The following is a 24,812-nucleotide window of genomic DNA, read 5'->3' on the forward strand; positions in this document are numbered from 1 at the left end:
CGGCAGCTCCCGGTACACAGACGTCGGCACCGCCCTTGACGTCGGCATCTCCCCTTACAGAGACGAAAGCCAGGATGAAGATCACCCATGTCGAAGTACACCGGATCGACGTTCCGGCGGCCGCCCCGCCCTTCCGCTGGCGGAACGGGCTGAGCGGAAGCGCCCCGGTCGGCGACGGCGCTGTACTGCGCATCGGGACCGACGAGGGAGCCGAGGGAGTGGCCCTGTTCGCCCGCCCCGGAGCGTTCACCACGCTCACCGAGCTGGTGGACCGGGTCTTCCGGGAGGAGCTGACCGGAGCCGACCCGGTCCAGCGGGAGTGGCTGTGGCACCGGGTGTGGGAGCTGGACCGTATCCACGAACTCCCGCTCCCCACCCTGGGGTTGATCGACACCGCGCTGTGGGACCTGGCCGGCCGGTACCACGGCGAGCCGGTCTGGCGGCTGCTCGGCGGCTTCCGTGAGTCCATTCCCGCCTACGCCTCCACCTCGACGTTCTCCAGCACCGAGGAGTTCCTCGACGTGGCCGACCAGTGCCTGGCCCTCGGCTACCGGGGCATCAAGCTGCACGCCTGGGGCGACGCCCGCCGGGACGCCCGACTGTGTCTGGCCCTGCGCGAGCACGTCGGGCCGGACGTCCCTCTGATGTACGACGGTTCGGCGGGCTTCGACCTGCCCGACGCGATCCGCGTGGGCCGGGCGCTGTCCGAGGCGGACTACCTCTGGTACGAGGAGCCGATGCGCGAGTTCAGCGTCTCCGCGTACCGGCAGCTCGCCGAGTCCGTGGACGTCCCGCTGCTGGTGGCCGAGACCTCCGACGGGGCTCACATGAACTCCGCCGACTTCATCCGTGCCGGCGCCGCCACCTTCGGGGTGCGGGCCGGCACCACCCTGCGCGGCGGCATCACCGGCGCCATGCGCACCGCCCATCTCGCCGACGCCTACCGGCTGCGGGCCGAGGTGCACGGCTCGGACATCCCCAACCACCACCTGTGCATGGCGATCTCCAACACCACCTACTACGAGTCGCTGGTGACCGCGACCCGGGTGGTGCGCGAGCGCCACGTCGACGACCAGGGCCTGGTGCACGCCCCCACGGCACCCGGCATCGCGCTCCCCCTCGACTACGGCTACGGCAGCGAACTCCTGCCGTTCGTCGAACAGCCGCGCTGACGGCAGAACAGAAAGGCAAGACGATGAGGTCTTCCACGTCAACGAGAGCCGGGGCCACGAGAGTTGGGGCCACGGAAGCCGGGATCATGAGGGCGGGCCGCCGCCGCACCGCGCTGCGTACGGCCGCCGCCGTGCTCTCCCTGACCACCGCGGCGCTCCTGGCCGGCTGTGCCAGTGCCGACACCACCTCCCGGTCCTCCGCCGACCGGTCGGCCTTCAAGCCGGCCACGCAGAAGGAGGGTTCGCAGATCACGGTCTGGGCGGACTCGACCCGCCTGCCGTCGGTGCAGAAGTACCAGAAGGCGCACCCGGACGTGAAGATGGACATCGTCACGTACGACGGCGGGGCCGACGGCTCGACCTACCTGCAGTCCAAGGTGCAGCTCTTCGACCGGACCGGCAGCGGCTGGCCGGACGTGGTGTTCGGCTCGCCCACCGACGTGACCTGGGCGTCGGAACCGACCAAGCCGGGAGCGCGGCCGTTCGCCGCCCCGCTGGACGACAAGCTCGTCCCGCAGAGCACCCTGAAGGGCTTCGCCAAGGGCTCCCTGACGCCCTGTCAGTTCGACGGCCACACCTACTGCCTGCGCAACGACATCGCCCAGGTGGTCCTCTGGTACAACAAGTCCCTCATGGACAAGTGGGGTTACCAGGTCCCCACCACCTGGGAGGAGTACGAGGCCCTCGGCAAGCGGGTGGCCAGGGACCACCCCGGCTACCTCGTCGGCTCGGTCGGCGACACCAACTCCCACGAGTCGTACTTCTGGTCCGGCCAGTGCCCCGCCTTCGACCTGGTGAAGCCGGACACCCTGCGCACCGATCTCCAGGACGCCAACTGCACCCGCACGGCGAAGCTCCTGGACGGCCTGATCGACGCCAAGGCCGTCACCACCAAGGGCTTCTTCAGTCAGGGCTTCGCCAAGGAGAGCGGCAGCAAGGTCCTGATGGCGTACGGCCCGTCCTGGTACGGCCAGTACCTCTTCAAGGCCGCGTTCAACGCGCCGGCCAAGCAGATCGCCGCGGCGCCCCCGCTGACCTGGCAGGGGGAGACGAAGGCGGCCACCGGCAACGTCGGCGGCGGGGTCTGGATGGTGTCCTCGCACAGCGCCAACCTCAAGGCGTCCACGGACCTGGTCACTTGGCTGACCACGTCGGACGAGAACCAGGCGTCCGCGCCCACCTACCCCGCGTACACCGCTGCCGCGCAGGCCTGGCTCAAGAACCCCGCCAACAGCGACTACTTCGCCGGTGACGTGAGCGGGGCGTTCGAGCAGGCAGCCGACGAGGTGTGGACCGGCTGGTCGAACACCCGGTTCTCGGACGCCACCGCCTGGTCCAGCGTCGTCCTGCCCGCCCTCACCGCAGGCAAGAGCCTGACCGAGACGCTCCCGGCCTGGCAGAAGGAGATCGCCAACGAGGCGAAGGCGCACGGATACAAGGTGGCCGACCAGTGACCCTGCTGGAGACCGAGCGCGTCGCCGTCTCCCCCCTGCGCCGCGGCACCCCGCCGCGGCGCAGGGCCCGCGGCCGCGCGGGCTACTACTTCGTCGCCGGATACGCCGTCCTGCTGCTCGCGTTCGGGATCGTCCCGACCGCCTACTCCTTCTGGCTGGCGTTCACCAACGACCAGGGCCAGTTCACCGGCCTCAACCAGTTCGTCAAGGTCGTCCAGGACTACCGCGTCGGCCCCGCCTTCGCCCACATGCTCGTCTACCTGGTGCTGTGGCTGGTCGCCCTCGTGGTCCTGGTCGTCCTGACCGCCGTGATCCTGCGCAGCCGGGTCCGCCCCGCCACCTCGGCCCTCTTCCGCTTCCTCTACTACATCCCCGGCGCCCTCGCCGGTGTGGCCAGCGTCCTGGTCTGGCTGTTCATGCTCGACCCGGACGTCAGCCCGGTGTCCTGGCTCCTGAAGAGCCTGGGCATGCAGACCTTCGCGGCCGTACTGGCCCCCGGCAACCTGCCGTTGATCCTCATGCTCATCGCCTTCTGGACGGGCGCGGGCGGCTGGATGGTCGTGATGTACGGGGCGCTCAACAACATCCCCGACGAGGTGCTCGAAGCCGCCCGCATGGACGGTGCGGGCCCCTGGCGCACCGCCTGGCACATCCAGATCCCGATGATCCGTCAGTGGATCGTCTACATGACCATCATGGCCTTCGCCACCGGCACCCAGCTGTTCGTCGAGCCCCAGCTGCTCCAGACGGCCAGCCTCGGCCGGGTGAGCCCCACCTGGTCGCCCAACCAACTCGCCTACGTCTACGCCTTCCAGCAGGGCGACTTCAACGGCGCGGCAGCCATCTCCGTCGTTCTCCTGGCCGTTGGCCTGCTGGCCGCGGGCCTGCTGGTCGCCCGCTCGAACCTGTTCAAGTTGGATGAGTCATGACGCCATCAACTCTCCCCCCGGCAGCGGCGATCCGGCACGTCCGGCCGTCCCGAGCCCTCTCCTTCCTGGTCGTGGCCCTGCTGCTGTCCTTCCTGCTGGTGTTCTTCGTCCTGCCGGTCGTCTGGCTGCTGCTCGCGCCGTCCAAGACCGCCGGCGAGGCGGTCCGGGACAACCCGCTCTCCTTCGGCTCGTTCCACCAGATCGGCGCCGCCTGGCGGCACTTGTTCGCCTTCCAGGACGGCGCCATGCTCACCTGGCTGCGCAACTCGGCGATCTACTCCGGCGGTTCACTCATCCTGACCCTCGCCGTCAGCGTGCCGGCCGGCTACGCACTGGCCCTGACGAAGTTCAGGGGACGCAAGACCCTGCTCGTGATCACGCTCGTCACCATGATCATGCCGCAGGCGACCCTGGTGCTCCCGGTCTTCCTGGAGCTCAACCGCTTCCACCTCATCGGCACCGTCTGGTCGGTGATCCTGCCCTTCTCCTTCTACCCGTTCGGCGTGTACCTCGTGTACATCTACTTCGGCAGCAGCCTGCCGAGAGACCTGCTGTCGGCGGCGAGGATCGACGGCTGCACCGAATGGCAGCTCTTCGCACGCATCGCGCTCCCGCTGGCGAAGCCGGTGATCGGACTCGTCGCCTTCTTCAGCTTCGTAGGCAACTGGAACAACTTCTTCCTCCCCTACCTGGTCCTGCCGAACAGCAAGCAGTTCCCCGTCCAGGTAGGCCTGAACCAACTCCTCACGTCCACACCGTCGTTCAACCCGGTAGCAGGCGCGGGCCTCAACATCACCATCCCCGAACTGGCGTTGGCGATCATCGTGGCGATCCTGCCGGTGCTAGTCCTCTTCCTGTTCTCCCAACGCACGTTGGTGTCAGGAATGTTGGCGGGTTCAACGAAGGAGTGAGGGGCACCTGGAGCGCCCCGTAAGGGGCGCGGGGCCGTATCGATTTGCGGCTCCGCCGCGCGGGCGCGACCAGCCACATCGGCGCCGCAGACAACCACGATCCATCACCCCTCCAACAGCATCCTCTGCAACTCCCGCGCAGCCCGAGGCGGAGCCACATCACTCCGATGAGCCAACGCAATGGTCCGAGACAACCCCGGCCGAGCCAACGGAGTAACCCGCAACCCCCGCCCCGACCGAGCCGCAACCATCCGAGGCACCACGGCCACGCCCAACCCCGCCCGCACAAACCCCAACACCGCGTCCATCTCACCCCCCTCGACAGAGAAAGTCGGCTCGAACCCCGCGGAGCGACACGCGGCGACGGTCAACTCCCGCAAGTCGTACCCGTGCCGGAACATGACGAGCCGCTCACCCTCCAGGTCGGAGACCCGCACGGTCCGCCGCCCCGGCCCACCCGGCGCGGGCGCCTCCGGTGAGGACACCACGACCAGGTCCTCCCGCAGCAGCTCCACCGTCGTCAGTGCCGGAGACGGCGTAGGCAGCGGGAGCACGACAAGCGCGAGATCCAGCGCCCCGCGCGCCAGCTCCCGTACGAGGTCGTGCGAGCCGCTCTCCTCGATCAACAGCCGGATGCCGGGATAGCGGTCGTGGAAGGCACGCAGCACATCCGGCAGCAGGCCCGTGCACAGACTCGGCGTCGCCCCCAGCCGTACCCGCCCGCTGCGCAGCTGCACCAGCTCCTGCACCTCGTGCCGGGCCGTGTCCGCGTCGGCCAGGATGCGGCGGGCGAGCGGCAGCAGCGCCTCGCCTGCGTCGGTGAGGGCGATGTTGCCGCGCGCCCGCAGGAACAGATCCGCCCCCAGCTCCCGCTCCAGCGCCTTGATCTGCTGGGAGAGGGACGGCTGGGCCACGTGGACCAGGTCCGCGGCCCGGGTGAAGTGACGCGTCTCGGCGACGGCCACGAAGTACTGGAGCTGCTGGAACTGCATACTCGTACGATAGCTGCTGCCTATCGAATCAAGCCGGACCATGTCTTGGACCGATCGGCATTCCGGGGCCTAGCGTCGTTGCCATGGCTCTGGCAACGCGGACGGACCGACGGCCGTCGATGGCGCGGACCGTTTGGGACAGCTCCGTCGGCAAGAAGACCGTGATGGCCGTCAGCGGCCTGATCATGCTGCTCTACCTGGTCGTCCACATGATCGGGAACCTGAAGATCTTCTTCGGGTCGGGCGAGTTCAACCACTACGCGCACTGGCTGCGCACCGTCGGCGAACCCTTCATGCACTATGAGTGGACGCTCTGGCTCATCCGGATCGTCCTGGTCGTCGCCGTGGTCGCGCACGCCACCTCCGCCTACCAGCTCAGCCGCCGCGACATCAGGGCGCGGCCCAGCAAGTACGTGCACAAGAAGGCGCGGGCCAGCTACGCGACGCGCACGATGCGCTGGGGCGGGATCATCCTCGGCCTGTTCATCGCCTGGCACATCCTGGACCTGACCACGGGCACCGTGCACTCCGGCGGCTTCCAGGAGGGCCACCCCTACCAGAACGTCGTGGACACCTTCTCCACCTGGTACGGCAACGTCATCTACATCGTCGCGATGCTCGCGCTGGGCCTGCACGTACGGCACGGCTTCTGGAGCGCCGCCCAGACCCTCGGCGCCGGCAGCCGCAGCCGCGACCGCGCCCTCAAGACCACCGCCAATGCCCTCGCACTGCTGCTCACGGCCGGCTTCATCGCCGTCCCCGTGGGCGTCATGACCGGAGTGGTGAGCTGAAATGCCCCTTGAATACGCGGACTTCACGACCGGGGAACCCGTCGTCGACACCAAGGCACCGACCGGCCCCGTCAACGAGCGCTGGGACACCCGCCGTTTCGAGGCCAAGCTGGTCAACCCGGCCAACCGCCGCAAGCACACCGTGATCGTCGTCGGCACCGGCCTCGCCGGCGGCTCGGCAGGCGCCACACTGGCCGAACAGGGCTACCACGTCGTCCAGTTCTGCTACCAGGACTCCCCGCGCCGCGCCCACTCCATCGCCGCGCAGGGCGGCATCAACGCCGCCAAGAACTACCGCAACGACGGCGACTCCATCCACCGCCTCTTCTACGACACCGTCAAGGGCGGCGACTTCAGGGCACGCGAGTCCAACGTCCACCGCCTGGCGCAGATCTCGGTCGAGATCATCGACCAGTGCGTGGCGCAGGGCGTGCCGTTCGCCCGGGAGTACGGAGGCCTGCTCGACACCCGGTCGTTCGGTGGCGTGCAGGTGTCCCGGACCTTCTACGCCCGCGGCCAGACGGGCCAGCAACTGCTGCTCGGCGCCTACCAGGCGCTCAGCAAGGAGATCGCCGCCGGGAACATCGAGATGCACCCGCGCACCGAGATGCTCGACCTGATCGTCATCGACGGGAAGGCGCGCGGGATCGTCGCCCGTGACCTGATCACCGGGAAGATCGACACGTACTACGCCGACGCCGTCGTCCTCGCCAGCGGCGGCTACGGCAACGTCTTCTACCTGTCGACCAACGCCATGAACTCCAACGCCACCGCCGTCTGGCGGGCGCACCGGCGCGGCGCCCACTTCGCCAACCCCTGCTTCACGCAGATCCATCCGACCTGCATCCCGCGCACCGGCGACCACCAGTCCAAGCTGACGCTGATGAGCGAGTCGCTGCGCAACGACGGCCGGATCTGGGTGCCGAAGGCCAAGGGCGACGACCGGCCGGCGAACCGGATCCCCGAGGACGAGCGCGACTACTACCTGGAGCGCATCTACCCGTCCTTCGGCAATCTGGTCCCGCGTGACATCGCCTCCCGGGCCGCGAAGAACGTCTGCGACGAGGGCAGGGGAGTGGGGCCCGGCGGACAGGGCGTCTACCTCGACTTCGCCGACGCCATCCAGCGCATGGGGCGCAAGGCCGTCGAGGAGAAGTACGGCAACCTCTTCGACATGTACGCCCGGATCACCGCCGAGGACCCGTACACCGTCCCGATGCGGATCTACCCGGCCGTGCACTACACGATGGGCGGCCTCTGGGTCGACTACGACCTGCAGACCAGCGTGCCCGGCCTGTTCGCGATCGGTGAGGCCAACTTCTCCGACCACGGGGCGAACCGCCTGGGCGCCTCCGCGCTGATGCAGGGCCTGGCCGACGGCTACTTCGTGCTGCCGGCGACCATCAACGACTACCTCGCCCGCAACCCGCACCAGAGCGCGGTCACCGACGAACACCCCGAGGTCCAGGAGGTGTTGGCCGAGACCGAGGACCGGCTCAACCTGCTCCTGTCGGTGGACGGCGACCGTACGCCCGACTCCTTCCACCGTGAACTCGGCGAGCTGATGTGGGAGTTCTGCGGCATGGCCCGCAGCGACTCCGGACTGCGCAAGGCACTGGAGCGCATCCCGCAGATCCGCGAGGAGTTCTGGCGGCGGATCAAGGTGCCCGGCACCGGCGAGGAGTTCAACCAGTCCCTGGAGAAGGCCAATCGGGTCGTCGACTACCTGGAGCTGGCCGAGCTGATGTGCCTCGACGCGCTGCACCGCGCCGAGTCCTGCGGCGGCCACTTCCGCGAGGAGTCCCAGACCCTGGACGGCGAGGCGGCCCGCAGGGACGAGGAGTTCTCCTACGCGGCCGCCTGGGAGTTCACCGGCACCGGCGAGGCTCCCGTCCTGCACAAGGAAGACCTGGTCTTCGAGTACGTCCACCCCACTCAGCGGAGCTACGCATGAAGCTCACCCTGCGCGTCTGGCGGCAGCGCGACGCCGACGCCGACGGCGCCATGTCCACGTACGAGGTGGACGGCATCTCCTCCGACATGTCCTTCCTGGAGATGCTCGACACGCTCAACGAGGAGCTCATCCTCAAGGGCGAGGACCCGGTCGCCTTCGACCACGACTGCCGCGAGGGCATCTGCGGCGCGTGCTCGCTGGTCATCAACGGCGACGCGCACGGCCCCGAGCGCACCACCACCTGCCAACTGCACATGCGGTCCTTCCAGGACGGCGACACGATCGACATCGAGCCCTGGCGGGCCTCGGCGTTCCCCGTGATCAAGGACCTGGTGGTGGACCGCTCGGCGTTCGACCGGATCATCCAGGCCGGCGGCTACATCACCGCCCCGACCGGCGCCGCGCCCGAGGCCCATGCGACCCCCGTCCCGAAGCCGGACGCCGACTTCGCCTTCGAGCACGCCGAGTGCATCGGCTGCGGGGCGTGTGTGGCGGCCTGTCCGAACGGCGCGGCGATGCTGTTCACCTCGGCCAAGGTCAACCACCTCAACGTGCTGCCGCAGGGTGCGCCCGAGCGCGAGACCCGCGTCCTCGACATGGTCGCGCAGATGGACGAGGAGGGGTTCGGCGGGTGCACACTCGCCGGCGAGTGCGCCACCGCCTGTCCCAAGGGAATTCCCCTGGTGTCCATCACGAGCATGAACAAGGAGTGGTTGCGGGCCACGCGCAAGGTGGCCAAGAGGTAGCGCCGCAGACGTTCGCCGAGGGTGCGGACGGGCGGGGCCGGATGTGGTGCTCAACCCCCGGCCCCGTCTCGCGTTTTCGCCGCCCCCCGCCATTCAACAGGTCCACATCCGCTCTCTCGGCACTCGTCACGTGCACGCCAACCGGCGTCGGAAGAACTGTTGCGGCCGGTTCTACGTTACCGGCCCCACTCGTTGCTCCGCCGAAATCCGGCCCCGCGACCAGGAGAGAGCCATGACCGGCGTTTCCACGCTCGACCGCCCCCCGCAGCCCGCGGCGCCCACCCGCTACACCGTCTCCGTCGCCCGGGACGAGGCCGACGTGCGGGCCGCGCAGCGGCTGCGGCACGACGTCTTCGCCGGGGAGATGGGTGCCCTGCTGGCCACCCCGCAGCCCGGCTATGACATCGACCCCTTCGACGCCTACTGCGACCACCTGCTGGTCCGCGAGGAGGTGTCGGGACAGGTCGTCGGAACCTACCGCCTGCTCCCTCCGGCCCGGGCCGCGGTCGCCGGACGGCTGTACTCCGAGGGCGAGTTCGACCTCAGCCCGCTCGACGGGATCCGCCCCGGCCTCGTCGAGGTCGGCCGCTCCTGCGTCCACCCCGACCACCGCGACGGCACGGTCATCGGCCTCATCTGGGCCGGCATAGCCCGCTACATGGTGGACCGCGGCCATGAATGGCTCGCCGGCTGCTGCTCGATCCCGCTCGCGGACGGCGGTGCTCTCGCCGCCGGCACCTGGGACAGGGTCAGCGCCAAGCACCTCGCCCCGGAGGAGTTCCGGGTGCGACCGCTGCTGCCCTGGAGCGCGGACGGCGTCGCCCGCCCCACCGGCCGCGTCGAACTCCCGCCGCTGCTGCGCGGGTACGTCCGCCTCGGTGCCTGGGTGTGCGGCGAACCCGCCCACGACCCCGACTTCGGCGTCGCCGACCTGTACGTGCTGCTGTCGATGCGCCGGGTCAACCCGCGCTATCTGCGGCACTTCCTCTCGCTCGTCCCGGCCTGATGAGCGTCTGGCTGCCGAGCGCGCCCTGCACCCCCAGGGCGTGCATCGAACCCACGCGGTCCCTCACGGCCGTACCCCGCGCCGTGCTGCGGCTCACGGCGGTCGTCGTCGTGGTGCTCGCCGGGATCACGCTGATGCCGCTCGGCGGGCTGATCCCCGCCGCGGCGGTGCGGCTGTGGTGCCGCGGGATCGTACGGGCCGCGGGGGTGCGGCTTCGGATCACCGGCGTCGCGCCGTCCGGCGGCGGCCTGCTGCTGGTCGCCAACCACATCTCGTGGATGGACATCCCGCTGATGGCCGCCGTACGTCCGGCCCGGATGCTCGCCAAGGCGGAGATCCGGGGCTGGCCGGTGGCGGGGGCGCTGACCGCCGGGAGCGGTGCCCTGTTCATCGACCGGGACCGGCTGCGCGCGCTCCCCGAGACGGTCGCCCGCATCGCGGGCGCGCTGGGCTCCGGCAGCGCGGTGGCCGTCTTCCCGGAAGGCAGCACCTGGTGCGGGCGGGCGCAGGGCTCGTTCCGCCGGGCCGTCTTCCAGGCCGCCCTCGACGCCGGGGTCCCCGTGCAGCCGGTGCGGCTGCAGTACCGGATCGAGGGCGGCCCGGCGACCACGGCGCCCGCGTTCATAGGGCAGGACTCGCTGCTGTCCTCGGTGTGGCGGGTGGTGTCGACGCGCGGCCTGGTGGCCGAGGTCGACGTACGGGCCGTCATCGCGCCGGGCACCCACCCCGACCGCCGGTCGCTGGCCCGGGCCGCGCAGCCCGCGAAGACCGCCCAGCCGGACTGGACCCACACTGTGCTGGTGGCCCGGGCGGAAATCCCGAGGACGTTCCGAAGGGACGCTGTTAGCGTGGAGCCCATGCAGGACACCAGGCGTACCCACATCGCAGCCGCGCGAGCGACCAGCTCCCCGGCTGCCGACGTCTGACCTCGTCACTCTTCCCCGGCGGCCGGAGACGGACCGCCGGGACGACCTTCCGTTTTCCCACTCCTCGTGCTCGCGCGGTCCTTCCCGGTCTCCACGACCAGATGCGAAGGAACACCGCCATGGACACCCACCAGACCGTACGGACGTTCACCGACTTCTTCCGCGAGCGCGGGCACCGGACCGTCACCGGCACCTCGCTGCTGCCCCCGCCCACGGACCCGGTGCTCTTCACGACGTCCGGCATGCACCCCCTCACGCCCTATCTCCAGGGCCGACCCCACCCGCAGGGCCGGCGCCTGCTGAACGTCCAGCGCTGCCTGCGCACCACGGACCTCGACGAGGTCGGCGACGCCACACACCTGACCGTCTTCGAGATGCTCGGCTCCTGGTCGCTCGGCGACTACGGACACCCACAGAGCCTGCGCTGGGGGTACGAGCTGCTGCGCGACGGCTTCGGTATCCCGCGCGAGCGCCTCTACGCCACCGTCTTCGGCGGCGACGACCAGGTCGGCCCCGACAACGAATCACTGCGCACCTGGCAGGAGTTGGGCGTGCCGGTGGAGCTCACCGGCGACGACAACTGGTGGTCCAACGGACCCGTCGGCATCTGCGGCCCCGACTCCGAGATCTTCGTGTGGACCGGCGACGTCCCACCCCGACGCACCCCGACCACCGACCCGCGCTGGGTCGAGGTCTGGAACCACGTCCAGCTGCGCTACCACCGCCACGAGGACGGCACCTTGGAGCCTCTGCGGCAGCCCGGGGTCGACACGGGCATGGGCCTGGAACGGCTGGTGACGGTCCTTCAGGGCCGCCGCGAGGTCTACGAGACGGACCTGTTCGAGCCGTGGATGCGGACGATCCCCTCGCTGTGGGACCTGGACGAGCGGTCCACGCGTCTGGTCTGCGACCACCTGCGGTCGAGCCTCGTGGTCATCGGCGACGGCGTACGCCCCTCCAACACCGGCCGCGGCTACGTACTGCGCCGTCTGATCCGCTGACTCCTCACCGCCCTGCGCCCCGACGACACCTCGCGCGAACTCACCGACGTACCCACGGAGTTGATCGAGCACACGCTGGACCACTTCCGGCAGACCGAACGCGCCGACCTCGTCCGGGAGGTGCTCCTGGACGAGGAACGGCGGTTCGGCGAACTGCTCGACAGGGGACGGCGGGTCCTGTCACGGACGGAGTTCCGCGACCGGCCGCTGGACGAGGAGGACTACGCCTACCTCCACGACACCTACGGTCTGCCCCGCGAGCTGGTCACCGGGATCAGCGCTGGGTGTAGATGAAGCCGACCTTGTCGACCTCGTCGCCCGTGCGCCCGTGGAAGCCCGCGATCTGCCAGCCCGAGGGCGCGGTACGGGTCACGCAGTCGGAGGTCGTGGTGCCACCGGCCAGCGTGCGTCCGAGGTTGGTGGTGAACTTGGCGTAGAAGATGCGGGTTTGACTGTCCTTCTGGCCCTGGCAGAGGTTGGCGCTGGTGACGTACTCGCCGCTGCCCAGGGTCAGTGAGGACGCGGTGCCGCCCGTGCCGCCGTGGGCGAGGGTGGTGCCGTTGGAGAGCGTCACGCTCAGCTGGTCTACGCGGGATCCGGCGCGCAGGCCGATGGTGGTGGCCCGGGCGGCGGCCGGCACGCCGTTGATGTCCGTGAAGTAGTCGCCGTGCGGGCCGCCGAACTGGTCGCTGAGCTGGAAGGAGGCGTTGCGCGACCAGCTGAAGCCGACCGCGAGCGGGTCGTGGTCGGAGAGCATCAGCCCGTCGGCCGTGAGAAACTTGGAGTGCTCGTTGTTGTACGAGGTCGCGTTCAGCGAGACCAGCTTGCTGCCGCGGTAGAGGACCTTGTCGACGACCTCGCAGGTGTTGGGCACGGTGGTGCCGGTCTGGTCGCAGACCAGCGCGTCGCTGCCCTTGGCGGGCGGGGTGCCGCCGCGGATCAGCTGCACCCACGGGTCGGTGAGGCCGTTGGCGGCGGCGAACTCGGCGATGGTGTCGCCGGAGCGCGTGTAGCGGGTGTTGGTGTCGCCCATCACCACGACGGCGTTGCCGGCCGAGTGGCTGCCGATGAACGCGGTGAGCTGGTTGAGGTTGTCGGCGCGGGAGGCCAGGTCGCCGTCGTTGGTACCGGCGTTGGTGTGCAGGTTGTAGAAGTCGACGTACACGCCCTCGGCGAGGCGCTCGCGCATGAAGGTGAAGCCCTTGGGGGTCAGACAGTCACCCGAGTCGATCTGGCAGGAGTTCCAGCCGACGCGCTCGAAGTCGTCCGCGTCGTAGGAGATCTTCGACAGCGTGTTGAGCCCGCTGCCGATGCCGGCCCCGCCGCTGGTGGCGGTGCGGTAGGCGTGCGCGGTGTCGGCCGCGTAGAGGTTGGCGTGGTAGTTGAAGTCCTCCTCGACGTGGACGATGTCGTACGGGGCGATCCGCTGGCCGATGGTCGTGGTGCTGGACTCACGGGGTGTCGGCGCGCTGGAGAGCCCCTCGGGCAGTCCGGCCACGTTGTAGCTGAGCACGCTGAAGGTGCCCGAGTCGGCGGCCGCCGCGGGCGGGGCGGCCACGGCGAGCCCGCCGACGGCGGCGGCTGCCGCCACCAGGCAGGCGAGGAGTCTGCGCATGGGCTTGTTTCTCCTGGGGGAAGTAAGCGGTTGCCATAGGGACATGGCAGAAGTTACCGCTGGTTACCCCAGTCTGTCGCGGCCCTGACAGGACGTCATTGTGGTGGGGTGGAGGCGAGGTTAAGGCTGCGGGAACGGGGCGGGTGATGCCTGTGTGCCGCCTATGGCCTGCGATGGGCGCGGACGGCGGTGGTGACGGCGGCGACCGTGCCGACCGAGAGCACGGCCGCGAAGCCGATCATCGTGGTCTTCAGCGGGGCGTGCTCGATCAGCAGGCTGAAGGCCACCGAGGGCAAGCCCATTCCGAGGTAGGCGATCGCGAAGAAGACGGCCAGGACGCCCGCGCGCGAAGCGGGGACGGCGGCGGTGGCGCTCTGGGTGACCGACCCCATGAACAGCAGGCCCGCGCCCGCGCCGGACAGTCCGGCGGCGACCAGGACGAGTGCGAGGGACGGCCGGTAGAGCGAGAGCGCGGTGAGCGCCAGGCCCACCGGGAACAGCACGGTAACGCCATTCCCTTGGCATACGGGCCATGGTTCATGATCACCGGATACCGGCCCTCGGCCACGGGGCGGAAGACGTCCGCGCGCAGTACGACACCGTCCTCCATGGTGATCGGCACGTCCCAGTCGACGCGCATACCGTCCCGGACCTCGGTCTTGTACTGGGCCATGCCGACCACCTTCGTTCCGCGCCGGTGACCCACCCGCTCCACGGGCAGGCCGTTTGGAGTGACGTCTCCAGATGGTTCCTTGAAAAAAATGGAGTCACAACTACAAAACCCACGGCTGGGGGTCGGCATCCCGCTCCTTGCCATGCGGCTACTGAGGTGCGGCCGTCTCGAAGGCCAGGTGGCGGGGCATTTTATGTAGTAGGTATTCCATTCGGTGCTAGGCTGATTTCATGGCAACTGCACCCGTCGTGGAATCGGCAAGTGGTCAGCGCCTCACCCGCAAGGGGCAGCAGACGTACCGGCGCATCGTCTCCGAGGCCGCCGCCCTGATGTACGAGCGCGGCGTCGCGTCCACGAGGATCGAGGACGTGCAGACCGCCGCCGGGGTGAGCGCCTCGCAGATCTACTACTACTTCGGCGAGAAGGACGGCCTCGTCCGCGCCGTCATCGACCACCAGTGCGAGAGCGTGCTCGGGGTGCACACGCCGCTGCTCGCCAACCTCGACAGCGTCGAGGCACTGGAGGCGTGGCGTGACGTCATCCTGAGCATCCACCGGGACGGGCGCAACCAACAGGGCTGTCCGATGGGCAGGTTGACCAGCGAACTGTCCCGGTCGGCCCCGGAGGCGCGGGCCGACCTGCTGGCCGGCTTCAACCGCTGGGAGGAGGCGCTGCGGGACGGCCTGCGCGCGATGCGTGCCCGCGGCGAACTGCCCGACCGGGTCGACCCCGAGTCCTTCGCCCTCGCACTGCTCGCCGCCGTCCAGGGCGGCCTGGTCCTCACCCAGGCCCGCCGCGACACCGTCGCGCTCGAAGCGTCCCTGAACACTCTGATCGACTGCTTGCGGGGGCACGCCGACCACTGACGCGGGTGCGGGTTTTCATGCGGCGACGCCGACGGCCCCACCGACCTACGGCTCCAACACCGCCGCCAGATACGGAGTCGTCGCGCTCGCAGTCGCCCCCGCCACCTCCACCGGCGTCCCCGTCGCCACGATCCGCCCGCCCGCGTCCCCGCCGCCCGGCCCCAGGTCGATCACCCAGTCCGCGCCCGCGACGACCGACATGTCGTGCTCGACGACGATCACGGTGTGGCCGGCGTCGACGAGTCCGTGCAGTTGGCGCATCAGGACCTCGACGTCAGCCGGGTGGAGACCGGTCGTCGGTTCGTCGAGGAGGTAGAGGGTGTGGCCGCGACGGCCGCGCTGCAACTCGCTGGCCAGCTTGATGCGTTGTGCCTCACCGCCGGACAACTCGGTGGCGGGCTGGCCCAGTCGTAGGTAGCCGAGACCTACGTCGAGCAGGGTCTCCAGACTGCGGGCGACCGCCGGGGTGTCCGTGAAGAACTCCGCCGCGCCCTCCACCGTCAGGTCCAGCACCTGCGCGATGTTCCGTCCCCGGTACGTCACTTCGAGGGTCTCGGGGTTGTAGCGGGCCCCGCCGCAGTCCGGGCACGGGGCGTAGGTGCTCGGCAGGAACAGCAGCTCGACGCTGACGAACCCCTCGCCCTGGCAGGTATCGCAGCGCCCGCCGGCCACGTTGAAGGAGAAGCGTCCGACGCCGTAACCGCGTTCGCGGGCCTGGTCGGTGGCGGCGAACGCCTTGCGTACGACGTCGAACAGGCCTGTGTAGGTGGCCAGGTTGGAGCGTGGCGTGCGGCCGATGGGCTTCTGGTCCACGGACACCAGGCGCTCCACGCCGGGCAGTTCCTCGGTCAGCTCCCCGATCAGCGTGGACTTGCCGGACCCGGAGACGCCGGTGACCGCGGTGAAGACGCCGACGGGGAACTCGGCCGTCACTCCGCGCAGGTTGTGCCGGGTCACCGGGCCGACCTTCAACTGGCCGCGCGCGGTGCGTACTTGGCGTACCGGAGCGGGGGAGCGGTCGAAGAGGAAGCGGGCCGTCGCCGACTCCGGCACGTCGGCCAGCTCCGCCACCGGACCGCTGTGCAGCACCTCCCCGCCGTGCTCACCGGCCGACGGGCCCACGTCCACCAGCCAGTCGGCGCCGCGCATCACGTCGAGGTGGTGCTCGACCACGAACACCGAGTTGCCCGCCGCCTTCAGCCGGGCCAGGACGGTCAACAGGGCCGCCGTGTCCGCCGGGTGCAGTCCCGCGGACGGTTCGTCGAGGACGTACACGACACCGAAGAGCCCGGAGCGCAGCTGGGTCGCCAGTCGCAGGCGCTGCAGTTCGCCTGCGGACAGGGTGGGCGCCGGGCGGTCCAGGCTGAGGTAGCCCAGGCCGAGTTCGACGACCGGCGCGATACGGGACTTGAGGTCGTCGGTGAGGACGCGGGCCGCCGCCGAGGAGCCCTCCAGGGTCGCCGCCAGCTCCACCAGCGGCAGCGCGGCCACCTCGGCGATCGTGCGGCCGGCGTACGTCACCGCCAGGGACTCCGGGCGCAGCCTGCCGCCGCCGCACACCGGGCAGGGGGCGCTGGTCAGGAAGCGTTCAGCGCGGGTGCGCAGGGCCGGGCTCTTGGAGTCGGCGAAGGTCTTCATGACGTACCGGCGGGCGCTCATGTACGTGCCCTGGTACGGGCGTTGGATGCGGTCCGCGTCCCGGACCGGGTGCACGGTGACGACCGGCTGCTCGTCCGTGAACAGGATCCACTCCCGCTGCTCGGCGGGGAGTTCACGCCAGGGGCGGTCCACGTCGTAGTCGAGCGCGTCGAGGATGTCGCGCAGGTTCTTGCCCTGCCAGGCGCCCGGCCAGGCGGCGATCGCGCCCTCGCGGATCGACAGCGACGGGTCGGGGACCAGCGACTGTTCCGTCGTACCGTGCACCCGGCCGAGCCCATGGCACTCGGGGCAGGCGCCGGCGGCCGTGTTCGGGGAGAACGCGTCCGAGTCGAGGTGCTCGGCTCCGGGCGGGTAGGTGCCGGCGCGGGAGAACAGCATGCGCAGGGAGTTCGAGAGGTTGGTGACCGTGCCGACGGACGAGCGGGAGGTCGGCGTCGAGCGGCGCTGCTGGAGCGAGACCGCGGGCGGCAGGCCGGTGATCTCGCCGACCTTCGGCGCGCCGACCTGGTGGATGAGGCGGCGGGCGTACGGCGCGACCGACTCGAAGTAACGGCGCTGGGCCTCCGCGTAGATCGTGCCGAACGCGAGCGACGACTTCCCGGAACCGGACACGCCTGTGAACACGGTCAACACGTCCCGCGGGATGTCGACGTCCACGCCCTTGAGGTTGTGCTCGCGGGCGCCACGGACGCGGACGTACGGGTCGTGAGGGGTCTGCATGACCCCGCGAGTCTATGCGACCCCACCCCGTGACGTCCGCTGACCTGCTCGGGTGCGGGGGCGTCGGCCCTGTGCCACGTTGGAAGGCACAGAGGCGTGGGAGGTACAGCAGGCCCAGAACGCACGCATGTCAGTCGCCGCACGGAAGGTCCGTGGTCATGACCACTCCCGGATTCGGTTTCGGACGCAGCCCCTTCGAGGAATTCGACGAGCTGATGTCCCGGTACTTCGGCGGCTCGGGCCCGGCGGCGCCGTCGCGTCGGGCGCAGCGCGTCGACATCGGCAGCCTGCTGTCCGAGCGGGCGCGCGAACTGGTCGCCCAGGCGCGGGACATCGCCGCCGTGGAAGGCAGCGAGGAACTCGACGCCCGGCATCTGCTGGCCGCCGCCACCGAGCAGGAGTCGACCCGCCGGCTGCTCGCCGAGGCGGGCGCCGATCCCGACCGGCTCCGCGAGCGGCTGTCCGTCGGCGGAGGCGGCGGCGCGAAGACCGAGCCCGCCACGCTCACCCCGGCGGCCAAGCGGGCGCTGCTCGACGCCTACCAGCTCTCCCGCGCCGAGGACTCCTCGTACATCGGCCCCGAACACCTGCTGCGGGCCCTCGCCGCCAACCCCGAGTCGGCCGCCGGACAGGCCCTCGCGGGCAGCGGCTGGGAGGGCGGCCGGCGGCCCTCGGGTACGGAGTCCGAGCGCAAGCGGCCCAGCAGTACGCCCACGGTCGACGAGTACGGCCGTGACCTCACGGAGGACGCCCGGGCCGGCCGGCTCGACCCCGTGATCGGCCGGGGCGAGGAGGTCGAGCAGACCATCGAGGTCCTCTCCCGGCGCAGCAAGAACAACCCCGTCCTCATGGGCGACCCCGGCGTCGGCAAGACCGCGATCGTGGAGGGCATCGCCCAGCGCATCGTGTCCGGCGATGTGCCGAGGACACTGGAGGGCAAGCGGCTGGTGTCGCTGGACCTCGCCGGGATGGTGGCCGGCACCAAGTACCGCGGCGAGTTCGAGGAGCGCCTCAAGAAGGTCCTCGACGAGGTGAGCGAGCACAGCGACGAACTGGTGCTGTTCCTCGACGAGTTGCACACCGTCGTCGGCGCCGGTGGTGGCGGCGACGGAGCCATGGACGCGGGCAACATGCTCAAGCCCGCCCTGGCCCGCGGCCAGTTGCACCTCATCGGCGCCACCACCGTCGACGAGTACCGCAAGTACATCGAGAAGGACTCCGCGCTGGAGCGCCGCTTCGCGCCCATCCTGGTCGGCGAACCGACGGTCGACGACACCATCGAGATCCTGCGCGGCCTGCGCGACCGCTACGAGGCCCACCACCAGGTCCGGATCACCGACGAGGCGGTCGTCGCGGCGGCCGAACTGTCCGACCGGTACATCACCGCCCGCTTCCTGCCCGACAAGGCCATCGACCTGATGGACCAGGCGTCGGCCCGGGTGCGGCTGCGCGCCAAGACCCAGCCCGCCGACACCCGCGACATCGACGACCGGATCGCCGCCCTGAACCGCGAGAAGGACCAGGCCGTCGCCGACGAGGAGTACGAGCGCGCCAAGGAGGTGCGGGACCGGATCAAGGACGCCGAGGCCGAACGGGCCGGCGCGGAACAGGCCGAGGAACACGCGCCGAAGGTGACCGCCGAGGACATCGCCGAGGTCGTCTCCCGCACCACCGGCATCCCGGTCGCCCAGCTCACCGAGGAGGAGCGGGCCCGGCTGATGAGGCTGGAGGAGCACCTCCATGAGCGGGTCGTCGGCCAGGACGAGGCGATCACGGCGGTCGCCCGCGCGGTACGGCGGGCCCGGGCCGGCATGAGCGACCCCAACCGCCCGGTCGGCAGCTTCCTCTTCCTCGGCCCCACCGGCGTCGGCAAGACCGAACTGGCCCGCGCGCTCGCCGCCGCGCTCTTCGGTGACGAGACCCGCATGATCCGCCTCGACATGAGCGAGTTCCAGGAGCGGCACACCGTCTCCCGGCTGGTCGGCGCACCGCCCGGATACGTCGGTCACGAGGAGGCGGGGCAGCTCACGGAGGCGGTGCGCAGGCAGCCGTACGCCGTGCTGTTGCTCGACGAGGTGGAGAAGGCGCACCCCGACGTCTTCAACACGCTGCTCCAACTCCTCGACGACGGACGGCTGACGGACTCCCAGGGCCGTACCGTCGACTTCAAGAACACCGTCGTCATCATGACGTCGAACATCGGCGCGGACCGCATCCTCGCGGCCGGGGTGGACGACTACGCCAAGGTGCGCGAGACCGTGATGCCGGTCCTGAACCAGCACTTCCGCCCGGAGTTCCTCAACCGCATCGACGAGATCATCGTCTTCCGCGGCCTCGACCGCACCCAACTGCGCCAGATCGTCGATCTGTTGCTGGAACACACCCGGCGCCGCCTGCACGCCCAGGACGTCACCCTGGAAGTCACCGACGAGGCGGCGGACCTCCTCGCGAACATCGGCCACCAACCCGACTTCGGCGCCCGCCCGTTGCGCCGCACCATCCAGCGCGAGGTCGACGACCGGCTCGCGGACCTGCTGCTGTCGGGCGAGTTGAACGCCGGCGACCGGGCGCGGGTGGACGCGGCGGACGGGGAGCTCAAGGTCAGCGCGGTCCGGGACCAGGGTGGGTCGTAGACGGCCGACCGGGCGAGTCCTGGACGACCTTGTGCGCGATCAGGCTGTGCGCACAGTCCAGCACCGCCTCCCGAGCGGGGCGCGGCTCCCAGCCCAGGAGCGTGCGGGCTTTCTCGGTGCTGTGCCGGTTGCGGCGGCCCAGGGCCGGGGTGATCTCGCGGAGCGACGGGTCCCGGAAGCGTGCCACCAGACGGACGACGAAGTCGGGGACCTGCCGGGTGGAGACCCGGCTCCCCTGCTCGCCGAGGCCGTCGTGCAGGGTGCGCGCCATGTCCGCCATCCACACGAACTCCCCGGTGGCGAGGAAGCGTTGACCCGCTGCCGCCGGTGACGTCATCGCCCGGATGTGTACGTCGACGAGGTCGCGGACGTCCACCACCTCCAGTCCGATCCGCGGGACGCCCCTCATCTCGCCGGAGAGCATGCGCGCGACGATGCCGACGGAGCCGAGGTTGTCCGACGTCAGGATCGGCCCGAACACGGCGCCGGGAAGCACGGTGGTCAGCTCGGTCGGACCGTCGTAGGTCTCCATGAAGCCCCAGGCGGCACGCTCGGCGAGGGTCTTCGAACGGCGGTAGGGGATGAGCGTCGGGTCTTCAGGGTCGGTCCACAGTGTCTCGTCGGTGACGCCTTCGGTGGCGTACGAGGACGGGCTCGCGGCGTTCGCCGCCGACGTCATCACCACGCGCCGTACGCCGGCCGCGGTCGCCGCGCGCAGGACCCGCAGCGCGCCGTCGCGGGCGGGGCCGATGAGGGCGGCGGGGTCGTCGGAGGTGGCGCCGAGCGGTGAGGCGACGTGAAGGACGTGGTCCACGCCCTTCAGGGCCGTGTCCCAGCCCTCGTCCGCCGTGAGGTCGGCGACCGCGAAACTCAGCCGGCCCGCCGGGTCGACGGCGGTCGACACCGCCTCGGTGACGGACTTCTCGCGCTCCGGGGAGCGCACGGTGGTCCGTACGTGGTAGCCGCGCCGCAGCAGCTCGGCGACGCACCAGCCGGCGATGTAACCGCTGCCCCCGGTGACCAGAACGAGCTCGGGCATGACTGTCCTCCACGGCTTGGGATGTGCTGTGCCAGAATGAAGCGGAGGCCCCTCCGCTACGACTGCAACGTACCGGAGACCCCTCCGCTTAGCAATGCGAGCCGACATCCGAGCCGATTGGACACCACGTACCCGTGACCCCGCCGCCCGCGAAACCGACCCGCAGAGACGCGCTCGACAACCGGGAGCGGATCCTCACGGTCGCCCGCCAGACGCTCGGTACCTCCGGCTCCGCGTCCCTCTCGGCGATCGCCAGGCAGGCCGGCGTCGGCATCGGCACGCTCTACCGCCACTTCCCGACCCGCGAGGCGCTGGTCCTGGAGCTGTACCGGCACGACATCCAGTACCTGATGGACCGCGCCCCCGCGCTGCTGACGGAGCACGAGCCCCTGGTCGCCCTCCGCCGCTGGTTCGACGAGGTCGCGCACTACGGCCGGCTCAAGTTCGGGGTCTCGGAGGTCATCCACGCGGCGACCAATGGCGGCCTCGACGACGAGTACTACGAGCCCTTCGTCCACGCCATCGGCGTCCTGTTGGACGCGGGCGCCGCCGACGGCTCCCTCAAGTCCGGGCTCGACCCGGAGGACGTGCTGCTCCAGCTCAGCGTGCTGTGGCGGATCGACCCCGCACGCGACGGCGCCGAGGAGCGGGCGGCACGGATCCTCGCCCTGATAGTCGACGGCCTCAAGGCCTGAGCGCCCGGCCGGTGAGTTCTCAGCCGCCGAAGACTCGACCGAGCCTGTGGTACGAGTCCACCAGCGCCGCTCGGTCGTAGGTGCTGGTCGTGACGAGCACCTCGTCCGCCCCCGTCTCCTTCAGCACCGTCTCCAGCTCGTGGGCCACCTGCTCCTCGGTACCGGCGATATGGCCGGCGAGCCCGGCCTCGTAGAACCCGCGTTCCTTCGCGGTCATGGCGAGGCTCTCGACCCGCTCGGCGGGCGGCAGCGGCGGGAAGGTGCCGTGGGTGCGGGAGTACGCCATCGACCAGGCCTCCGGGACCAGCAGGCGGCGTGCCTCCTCGGGGGTGGCGGCGACGGCGATCGTGCCGGAGATGACGACGTACGGCTCGGGCGCCCAGGGGGAGGGTCGGAACGAGCCGCGGTAGTGGTCGATGCCGCGCTGCATCTTCTCCCGGCCGCGCAGGTCGCCGATCACCATCGGCAGCCCCGCGCGGGCGGCGATCTCGGCGCCCTCGCCCATCGCGAGTACGAAGGGCGACACGGTCAGGCCCTCGGACGGGCGGGCGTGGACGCCGGTGGGTGACGTACCGCCGAACCACCCGAGCAGCTCGTCGAGTTGACCGGCGAAGTCCTCCGCGTCCCCCTTGTCGCGCCCAAGTGCCTTGCGTACGCCGTCGGTGAAGCCCACCGACCGGCCGAGCCCCATGTCGACCCGCCCCGGGAAGAGTGACTCCAGCACCCCGAACTGCTCGGCCACGATCAGGGGTTGATGATTCGGCAGCATCACGCCGCCGGTGCCCACCCGGATGCTCCGCGTGGCCCCCGCGACGGCGGCCGCCAGCACGGTCGGCGCCGACCCGGCGACCCCGGGCACGCCGTGATGCTCGGACACCCAGAACCGGTGGTACCCGAACGCCTCGACCTCCCGAGCCAGCGCCACGGTGTCCCGCAGCGCCTCCCCGTCCCGGTGCCCCTCGCGGGTGCGGGACCGGTCGAGGACGGAGAACCGTACGCCTTCGAATGCAGAGGTCACATGGTGTTCAACGCCCTGGGCGCCAGGGGATTCCCGCGCGTGCGGCTCATCGTCGTCCCGTACGCGCGCGTGCTCCCCGAGGCGGCCGGATGAACTGCAGCTCAAGCGTGACCGGCGGCTCGGCCAGGCCCGGCCCGCCCGCCGCCGCCCAGCCCACGATCTCCTCCGTGCAGTCGTCGTCCATCGCGAAGCCGACCCAGGTGGCCCGCCCGCCGGCCCGGCGCCCCACCGCCGACGGCTGGACGACGATGACGTTCGCCTGGTCACAGGGGCCGAGACAGTCGGTCGTACGCACCTGGAAACCGTGCTCGGCAGCGGCCGCGCGCAGCCGGTCCAACTGCCCGACGTGATCGGTGCCGGGATGCTTGCGAGGGTCGCCGCAGCAACACCCCCGGCACGCGACGAGCGTGCAGGGGCGCTGTCGGGCGCCGCCGATCAGAGCATGATCCATTCTACGAACGCCCTCCGCGGCTCCAGCGCTGCGCGGTGAGAGCCACAGGTCCGCCCGTGAGGCGGTCCGCGAAGGGCTGGACGAGGCCGGGTGCCTCGTCCGGGAGGGCCCTCACGGTCGCCACCACACCGGTGGTGCGGGATCCGTCGTCGTCCACGAGGAGGAGCAGGGAGGACAGCCGGTCGTCCTGGAGGCGCGGGTCGGTGTCGTCGGCGGTGCGGGGGAGCGGGGGCCACCGGGCCGTGACCAGGGAGTGCGGGATGTCGGGGTCGGCCACTTCCCGAAGCAGTACGACCGCTCGGACGGCCGTGAACTCCTCGTACAGGCCCGCCTGCCAGAACGGCTCCTGCGTCGCGAACCGTTCCGCGCTCGCGCGGTCGTCCATGTCGACGACATGGATGCTCCCGGTGTGTTCGGAGCCGTCCGCGGACAGGGTGGGCCCGCGGAGTACGAGCCGGTCGGCGAAGCGGTCCATGTACGACCAGTGCGCCTCGCCGAGTCTGTCCAACTCGGCGCCGACCTCGGGCTTGTCCTGAGAGCGAACGTAGAAGACCATGCCCAGACCGTACCGACACCGCTCGCGCCCTGGCTGTCTAGGGTGATCACGTGACCGACAGCAGCGGACGGCCCCTCGCCGTGTTCGACGTGGACAACACCCTTGCCGATACGGCTCATCGGCAGCGCTTCCTGGAACGGAGCCCGCGGGACTGGGACGCGTTCTTCGCCGCCGCGCCGCACGATCCGCCGATCCCGGAGGGCATCGCGCTGGCGCTGGCGAGCGCCGAGGAGTGCGAGGTCGTCTATCTGACCGGGCGGCCCGAGCGCTGCCGGCGCGACACGCTCGCCTGGCTCACCGCGCACGGGCTGCCCGAAGGGCCGGTCCACATGCGGCGCAACGACGACCGCAGGCCGGCTCGCCGCACCAAGCTGGAGGTGCTGCGCCGGCTCGCCCGCACCCGGGAGGTCCAAGTGCTCGTCGACGACGACGAGTTGGTGTGCGAGGAGGCCCGGCGCGCCGGCTTCACGGTCGTACGCGCCCACTGGACCGCCCCCTCCGACGCCCTGAACGCGGCGCAGGAGAGGGACGGGCGGACCTGAGTCGCGGATGAGGGGGAGTGGCCTCAGTCCGACTCGTCCAGGCGGAAGCCGACCTTGAGGCCCACCTGCCAGTGCGCGATGTCCCCGTCCTCGATCTGGCCGCGCACCTGCGTCACCTCGAACCAGTCGAGGTTGCGCAGGGTCTGTGAGGCACGGCCGACGCCGTTGCGAATGGCCTGATCGATCCCCTCGTGCGAGGTCCCGACGATCTCCGTGACCCGGTAGGTGTGATTCGACATGCGGGTGCTCCTCTCCGTGCGTCCGTGGTGAACGGAACGTCACGTGTGTCACGCGTCACTCCACCGTGCCCCAAGCTGCGGCGGAGCGCGAGACGTCCGGGCGGTCGAACCGATACCTCTTGACGTCCGCATTGGTCCATACCAAACTCCAGCACACCCGTACGAGCCCTGCGCTCGTCCCCCCACGTCGGGCCCGTTCCCCTGTCCCCAGACAGTTGTCGCCA

Annotated in this window: 22 protein-coding genes and 1 pseudogene; 14 read left to right on the forward strand and 9 right to left on the reverse strand. The window is 70.4% G+C overall.

Annotated elements, in window-relative coordinates:
* Positions 1–74 precede the first annotated feature (74 nt).
* From M2283_RS40210 to M2283_RS40225, 4 genes are all read left to right on the forward strand, one after another.
* Positions 75–1,172: an enolase C-terminal domain-like protein gene (locus M2283_RS40210; RefSeq protein ID WP_280881499.1), complete on the forward strand. Its 1,098-nt coding sequence runs from the start codon at positions 75–77 to the stop codon at positions 1,170–1,172.
* 86 nt (positions 1,173–1,258) lie between these two features.
* Positions 1,259–2,626 (forward strand): ABC transporter substrate-binding protein, encoded by a 1,368-nt coding sequence (locus tag M2283_RS40215; RefSeq protein ID WP_280881500.1) that lies wholly within the window; start codon positions 1,259–1,261, stop codon positions 2,624–2,626.
* Entirely contained in the window at positions 2,623–3,555 is a 933-nt protein-coding gene (locus tag M2283_RS40220; RefSeq protein ID WP_280881501.1) for a carbohydrate ABC transporter permease, read from the forward strand. Before M2283_RS40215 ends, M2283_RS40220 begins: the two co-directional genes overlap by 4 nt.
* Positions 3,552–4,466: a carbohydrate ABC transporter permease gene (locus tag M2283_RS40225; RefSeq protein WP_280881502.1), complete on the forward strand. Its 915-nt coding sequence runs from the start codon at positions 3,552–3,554 to the stop codon at positions 4,464–4,466. Before M2283_RS40220 ends, M2283_RS40225 begins: the two co-directional genes overlap by 4 nt.
* A 104-nt stretch (positions 4,467–4,570) precedes the next feature.
* Here the strand turns inward: M2283_RS40225 and M2283_RS40230 are convergent, their stop codons facing one another.
* The gene (locus tag M2283_RS40230) at positions 4,571–5,458 is read right to left on the reverse strand and encodes a LysR family transcriptional regulator (protein ID WP_280881503.1); all 888 of its coding nucleotides are present in this window, start codon (positions 5,456–5,458) and stop codon (positions 4,571–4,573) included.
* A gap of 119 nt (positions 5,459–5,577) precedes the next feature.
* Between M2283_RS40230 and M2283_RS40235 the strand changes: the two genes are divergently transcribed.
* The 6 genes and pseudogenes from M2283_RS40235 (at position 5,578) to M2283_RS40260 (ending at position 12,176) form a co-directional block, all read left to right on the forward strand.
* A complete protein-coding gene (locus M2283_RS40235) occupies positions 5,578–6,249 on the forward strand; it encodes a succinate dehydrogenase (RefSeq protein ID WP_280881577.1) in 672 nt (223 codons plus the stop codon).
* A 1-nt stretch (position 6,250) separates the two neighbouring features.
* Positions 6,251–8,203, forward strand: a complete 1,953-nt coding sequence (locus tag M2283_RS40240; protein ID WP_280881504.1) for a fumarate reductase/succinate dehydrogenase flavoprotein subunit — start codon at positions 6,251–6,253, stop codon at positions 8,201–8,203.
* On the forward strand, positions 8,200–8,949 hold the full coding sequence (locus M2283_RS40245) for a succinate dehydrogenase/fumarate reductase iron-sulfur subunit (RefSeq protein ID WP_280881505.1): 750 nt from the start codon (positions 8,200–8,202) through the stop codon (positions 8,947–8,949). The genes M2283_RS40240 and M2283_RS40245 overlap by 4 nt, the downstream gene beginning before the upstream one ends.
* A gap of 232 nt (positions 8,950–9,181) precedes the next feature.
* Positions 9,182–9,955 carry a GNAT family N-acetyltransferase gene (locus M2283_RS40250; RefSeq protein ID WP_280881506.1) on the forward strand — a complete coding sequence of 258 codons (774 nt, stop codon included), beginning with the start codon at positions 9,182–9,184 and terminating at the stop codon, positions 9,953–9,955.
* Positions 9,955–10,881 carry a lysophospholipid acyltransferase family protein gene (locus M2283_RS40255; protein ID WP_280881507.1) on the forward strand — a complete coding sequence of 309 codons (927 nt, stop codon included), beginning with the start codon at positions 9,955–9,957 and terminating at the stop codon, positions 10,879–10,881. The genes M2283_RS40250 and M2283_RS40255 overlap by 1 nt, the downstream gene beginning before the upstream one ends.
* 119 nt (positions 10,882–11,000) lie before the next feature.
* Positions 11,001–12,176: pseudogene (locus M2283_RS40260) on the forward strand (alanine--tRNA ligase-related protein).
* Here M2283_RS40260 and M2283_RS40265 read toward each other — a convergent pair.
* Together M2283_RS40265 and M2283_RS40270 are read right to left on the reverse strand one after the other, a co-directional pair.
* Positions 12,157–13,497: a jacalin-like lectin gene (locus tag M2283_RS40265; protein ID WP_280881508.1), complete on the reverse strand. Its 1,341-nt coding sequence runs from the start codon at positions 13,495–13,497 to the stop codon at positions 12,157–12,159. The pseudogene M2283_RS40260 and the gene M2283_RS40265 sit on opposite strands and share 20 nt — an antisense overlap.
* A 161-nt stretch (positions 13,498–13,658) precedes the next feature.
* Positions 13,659–14,000, reverse strand: a complete 342-nt coding sequence (locus M2283_RS40270; protein WP_280881509.1) for a hypothetical protein — start codon at positions 13,998–14,000, stop codon at positions 13,659–13,661.
* A 400-nt stretch (positions 14,001–14,400) separates the two neighbouring features.
* Between M2283_RS40270 and M2283_RS40275 the strand changes: the two genes are divergently transcribed.
* Positions 14,401–15,036, forward strand: coding sequence for a TetR/AcrR family transcriptional regulator (locus M2283_RS40275; protein WP_280881510.1), 636 nt, complete (start codon positions 14,401–14,403; stop codon positions 15,034–15,036).
* Between the two features lie 45 nt (positions 15,037–15,081).
* On the opposite strand, the gene M2283_RS40280 is transcribed toward M2283_RS40275, so the two are convergent.
* On the reverse strand, positions 15,082–17,415 hold the full coding sequence (locus M2283_RS40280) for an excinuclease ABC subunit UvrA (protein ID WP_280881511.1): 2,334 nt from the start codon (positions 17,413–17,415) through the stop codon (positions 15,082–15,084).
* Positions 17,416–17,573: 158 nt separating this feature from the next.
* Here M2283_RS40280 and M2283_RS40285 point away from each other — a divergent pair, with 158 nt between their 5' ends.
* Entirely contained in the window at positions 17,574–20,048 is a 2,475-nt protein-coding gene (locus M2283_RS40285; RefSeq protein ID WP_280881512.1) for an ATP-dependent Clp protease ATP-binding subunit, read from the forward strand.
* Here M2283_RS40285 and M2283_RS40290 read toward each other — a convergent pair.
* A complete protein-coding gene (locus M2283_RS40290) occupies positions 20,017–21,087 on the reverse strand; it encodes an NAD-dependent epimerase/dehydratase family protein (RefSeq protein ID WP_280881513.1) in 1,071 nt (356 codons plus the stop codon). The genes M2283_RS40285 and M2283_RS40290 overlap by 32 nt on opposite strands.
* 134 nt (positions 21,088–21,221) lie before the next feature.
* Here M2283_RS40290 and M2283_RS40295 point away from each other — a divergent pair, with 134 nt between their 5' ends.
* Entirely contained in the window at positions 21,222–21,782 is a 561-nt protein-coding gene (locus M2283_RS40295; RefSeq protein ID WP_280881514.1) for a TetR/AcrR family transcriptional regulator, read from the forward strand.
* A 19-nt stretch (positions 21,783–21,801) separates the two neighbouring features.
* On the opposite strand, the gene M2283_RS40300 is transcribed toward M2283_RS40295, so the two are convergent.
* The 3 genes from M2283_RS40300 to M2283_RS40310 are packed head-to-tail and all read right to left on the reverse strand — an operon-like array spanning position 21,802 to position 23,807.
* Complete coding sequence (locus M2283_RS40300) at positions 21,802–22,800, reverse strand: LLM class flavin-dependent oxidoreductase (protein ID WP_280881515.1); 999 nt, start codon at positions 22,798–22,800, stop codon at positions 21,802–21,804.
* Between the two features lie 46 nt (positions 22,801–22,846).
* Positions 22,847–23,251 (reverse strand): (2Fe-2S) ferredoxin domain-containing protein, encoded by a 405-nt coding sequence (locus M2283_RS40305; RefSeq protein ID WP_280881516.1) that lies wholly within the window; start codon positions 23,249–23,251, stop codon positions 22,847–22,849.
* A 1-nt stretch (position 23,252) separates the two neighbouring features.
* On the reverse strand, positions 23,253–23,807 hold the full coding sequence (locus M2283_RS40310) for a YciI family protein (protein ID WP_280881517.1): 555 nt from the start codon (positions 23,805–23,807) through the stop codon (positions 23,253–23,255).
* A gap of 50 nt (positions 23,808–23,857) precedes the next feature.
* Here M2283_RS40310 and M2283_RS40315 point away from each other — a divergent pair, with 50 nt between their 5' ends.
* Positions 23,858–24,349 carry an LNS2 domain-containing protein gene (locus tag M2283_RS40315; protein WP_280881518.1) on the forward strand — a complete coding sequence of 164 codons (492 nt, stop codon included), beginning with the start codon at positions 23,858–23,860 and terminating at the stop codon, positions 24,347–24,349.
* Positions 24,350–24,372: 23 nt separating this feature from the next.
* Here the strand turns inward: M2283_RS40315 and M2283_RS40320 are convergent, their stop codons facing one another.
* Entirely contained in the window at positions 24,373–24,588 is a 216-nt protein-coding gene (locus tag M2283_RS40320; RefSeq protein WP_123996504.1) for a dodecin, read from the reverse strand.
* Positions 24,589–24,812 lie beyond the last annotated feature (224 nt).

Source organism: Streptomyces pseudovenezuelae (genome assembly GCF_029892565.1).
GTDB classification, from domain to species: domain Bacteria; phylum Actinomycetota; class Actinomycetes; order Streptomycetales; family Streptomycetaceae; genus Streptomyces; species Streptomyces pseudovenezuelae_A.

Coding starts and splice junctions, on each gene's coding strand:
- M2283_RS40245 (WP_280881505.1), top strand. CDS start 8,200: ATGAAGCTCACCCTGCGCGTCTGGCGGCAGCGCGACGCCGACGCCGAC.
- M2283_RS40250 (WP_280881506.1), top strand. CDS start 9,182: ATGACCGGCGTTTCCACGCTCGACCGCCCCCCGCAGCCCGCGGCGCCC.
- M2283_RS40280 (WP_280881511.1), bottom strand. CDS start 17,415: ATGCAGACCCCTCACGACCCGTACGTCCGCGTCCGTGGCGCCCGCGAG.
- M2283_RS40255 (WP_280881507.1), top strand. CDS start 9,955: ATGAGCGTCTGGCTGCCGAGCGCGCCCTGCACCCCCAGGGCGTGCATC.
- M2283_RS40310 (WP_280881517.1), bottom strand. CDS start 23,807: ATGGTCTTCTACGTTCGCTCTCAGGACAAGCCCGAGGTCGGCGCCGAG.
- M2283_RS40275 (WP_280881510.1), top strand. CDS start 14,401: ATGGCAACTGCACCCGTCGTGGAATCGGCAAGTGGTCAGCGCCTCACC.
- M2283_RS40305 (WP_280881516.1), bottom strand. CDS start 23,251: ATGGATCATGCTCTGATCGGCGGCGCCCGACAGCGCCCCTGCACGCTC.
- M2283_RS40215 (WP_280881500.1), top strand. CDS start 1,259: ATGAGGGCGGGCCGCCGCCGCACCGCGCTGCGTACGGCCGCCGCCGTG.
- M2283_RS40235 (WP_280881577.1), top strand. CDS start 5,578: ATGGCGCGGACCGTTTGGGACAGCTCCGTCGGCAAGAAGACCGTGATG.
- M2283_RS40265 (WP_280881508.1), bottom strand. CDS start 13,497: ATGCGCAGACTCCTCGCCTGCCTGGTGGCGGCAGCCGCCGCCGTCGGC.
- M2283_RS40290 (WP_280881513.1), bottom strand. CDS start 21,087: ATGCCCGAGCTCGTTCTGGTCACCGGGGGCAGCGGTTACATCGCCGGC.
- M2283_RS40225 (WP_280881502.1), top strand. CDS start 3,552: ATGACGCCATCAACTCTCCCCCCGGCAGCGGCGATCCGGCACGTCCGG.
- M2283_RS40285 (WP_280881512.1), top strand. CDS start 17,574: ATGACCACTCCCGGATTCGGTTTCGGACGCAGCCCCTTCGAGGAATTC.
- M2283_RS40240 (WP_280881504.1), top strand. CDS start 6,251: ATGCCCCTTGAATACGCGGACTTCACGACCGGGGAACCCGTCGTCGAC.
- M2283_RS40210 (WP_280881499.1), top strand. CDS start 75: ATGAAGATCACCCATGTCGAAGTACACCGGATCGACGTTCCGGCGGCC.
- M2283_RS40320 (WP_123996504.1), bottom strand. CDS start 24,588: ATGTCGAATCACACCTACCGGGTCACGGAGATCGTCGGGACCTCGCAC.
- M2283_RS40230 (WP_280881503.1), bottom strand. CDS start 5,458: ATGCAGTTCCAGCAGCTCCAGTACTTCGTGGCCGTCGCCGAGACGCGT.